Raw genomic sequence first — 1,227 nt, forward strand, 5'->3', positions numbered from 1 at the left:
GGCGTTGCCGCCGTTCTCCAACGCTGCACGTTCGGCAATCTTGAGGGCGGTGAAGGTTTTACCGGTACCGCAGGCCATGATCAGTTTGCCGCGGTCGTTTCCGGCCTCGAAGCCTGCGAAGACGGCGTCGATGGCGGACTGTTGATGCAGGCGGGGTTCGTGACGTTTCGCTTCGGCCAGGTTGACCTGCAGCTCGCCCTGCGGCCAGGCGATGTCCCAGTCGATCGGCGATTCCGCGATCTCGGCCAGCCCGATCCGCTGCACGGGGATTGACTGCCCCTCGAGGGCGTCTTCGGCGTTCTTGCCCCAGCGGTCGGTGGTGGAGATGATGACCCGGTTGGAGAACGGCGTTTTTCCGGATGCGGTGAACAAGGAGTCGATGTCGCCTTTGGCAAGGGTGTGGGTGGGTTCGTAGAACTTGCACTGAATCGCGGTGAATTCGCCGGTGTCGCGTTCACGGGCGACGAGGTCGATACCGGTGTCGGGCTTGCCCTTGCGGCCCGGCCAGTCGGTCCACCGCCACACCTTCTCGTACTGCTGCGAGAGCAGTGGGTCGAGTTCGAAGTACCGGACCATCAACTGCTCGAACTTCGTGCCCCGCTCCGAATTCGACGGTGCCTGCCGAAACGCCTCGATGACCTCGTGCACTGAACCCATGAACCCAATCCCTCCGCGACAACAAACGTGCTCGGATCATCCTTGCCCACCCCTCAGTCGAGGAACAGCGCAGGTGCTATTTCTTTTCGCACCTAGGAGACGGCGTACGAATCACTAGGTCTCGTAAGGACGGGTGTGAGAGGCAGCGCTCGACGACTACTTGTCCGCGCGACTGAAACGAGTGAGGTTTCTACGGAGACTGTTGGGGATTGGTCGTTCGACACGCATGCTAGATAGCTATTTCTAACAATTTAGATTGTTAGAGTATTGGTTATGACTGTGGTTGCTGTTGTTAATCAGAAGGGTGGGTCTAGCAAGACCACCACCGTGCTCGGGCTTGCCTCAGCAGCGAGCGCCCGCGGGATCGAAACTCTGGTGATCGATCTCGACCCGCAGTGCAACGCGTCAGAGGCGCTCGGTATCGAGTACCCGCTCGCAGGCAAGACCGCCGCGAATTTACTCGCTCAGGAGCTTCGCGGTAGCGCAGCCGATGCGGTGCACACCTCGACGTGGGACCACGTCAGCGTGATCCCCTCGGATCTGGATCTGGCCGACTTGGACGCGGTCTCC

Annotated in this window: 2 protein-coding genes; one reads left to right on the forward strand and one right to left on the reverse strand. The window is 60.6% G+C overall.

Translation table 11 applies throughout. The features are described from left to right. Positions 1 to 648: DEAD/DEAH box helicase family protein (locus ACH4J0_RS43290; protein WP_396246671.1), on the reverse strand; the 648-nt coding region annotated here is incomplete at its 3' end. 282 nt (positions 649 to 930) lie between these two features. Here ACH4J0_RS43290 and ACH4J0_RS43295 point away from each other — a divergent pair. Next, positions 931 to 1,227 (forward strand): ParA family protein (locus tag ACH4J0_RS43295; protein WP_396246672.1); only part of this gene is annotated, 297 nt, incomplete at its 3' end.

It is taken from the genome of Kitasatospora sp. NPDC017646 (assembly GCF_044329365.1).
Lineage (GTDB): Bacteria > Actinomycetota > Actinomycetes > Streptomycetales > Streptomycetaceae > Kitasatospora.